This is a genomic window from Streptomyces hainanensis, assembly GCF_004348415.1.
In the GTDB taxonomy this organism is placed as follows: Bacteria; Actinomycetota; Actinomycetes; order Streptomycetales; family Streptomycetaceae; genus Streptomyces; species Streptomyces hainanensis.
On sequence record NZ_SMKI01000859.1, the window covers coordinates 1 to 1,079 of the forward strand.

The following is a 1,079-nucleotide window of genomic DNA, read 5'->3' on the forward strand; positions in this document are numbered from 1 at the left end:
GACTCGCCCCGCCGCCCGGCCACTTCCAGGCCGTCCGCCGCCGGGCCGTGGCCCGCCGACGCCGTCGGCTGTTCGCCGTGTCCACCGTAACCGTCGCCTGCCTGGCCGGCGCCGGCCTCACCACAGCCCTGCTGGTCCCCGGCGGCGGCTCCGACGGCGACCGGCCGCTGGCCGCCGAACGCCCCGGCGGCACCACCGTGCCCAGCCAGTCGACCGGTCAGGACTCGCCCGACCCGGCGCCGGGCACCGCGCACCCGGACGGCGGCCGCGAGACCCCGCCGCTCTGCGAGTCCGAGCTCCTCGACCCCGCCGTCACCACCACCGAGGGCGCCGCCGGCTCGACATACCTGACAGTCACCCTCACCAACGTCGGCGACGCGCCCTGCGCCATGACCGGCTACCCCGGCGTCTCGTTGGTCGCCGGCGACGCCGGCGACCAGCTCGGCAGCCCCGCCGAGCGCGACCCGTCGGCCGGCGACCCGGTCCGAGTCGAACTCGCCCCCGGCGCCGCCGCGGCCGCCGAGCTGCGGGTCACCCAGGCCGGGAACTATCCCGAGGACACCTGCGGCCCGGTGGCCGCCCGCGGCCTGCGGATCTACCCGCCCGACCAGCGCGCCGCCCTCTTCGTGGCCCACGAGGGGCTCACCGGCTGCGCCGCCGCGGACGTCGGCCTGCTGACCGTCACCGCCGTCCGGCCCGCGGAGACCGGCTGACGGTTACCCGGGGAACTTCTCCGCCGTTGGGAGCAACCCCGCATGTCGGGTGCCGGCCGCGCCGCACGGATCGTGCAGATTGCAGGGAGTCCCAAACACCCCTCTCCGGGAGGAATGCTCGTGCGTATCCGTTCCGCGCTCGCCGTCGCCGCCATCACCGCCTCGATCTTCGGCACCGCCGCCGTCACCACCACGGCCGCCGCCGACGCCGTCGTCAACATCGACCTCACCCGCTTCGACTTCTGCAACGTGTACGGCCAGACCTGGGCCGACATCGTCGCCAACCAGGGCACCGAGAAGAACTACACGGCCTGCTCCTTCAACGCGATCAAGGCACACTGAGCACCCTCCCGGATCGCCCCCGGC

The 1,079-nt window shown here is 75.2% G+C and carries 2 protein-coding genes; both read left to right on the forward strand.

Annotation, left to right across the window (positions count from 1 at the left end; all coding sequences use genetic code 11):
• Positions 1-713 (forward strand): DUF4232 domain-containing protein (locus tag E1283_RS36480; protein ID WP_132822428.1); only part of this gene is annotated, 713 nt, incomplete at its 5' end.
• Between the two features lie 120 nt (positions 714-833).
• Positions 834-1,055 (forward strand): hypothetical protein, encoded by a 222-nt coding sequence (locus E1283_RS36485; RefSeq protein ID WP_132822429.1) that lies wholly within the window; start codon positions 834-836, stop codon positions 1,053-1,055.
• Positions 1,056-1,079: the final 24 nt, after the last annotated feature.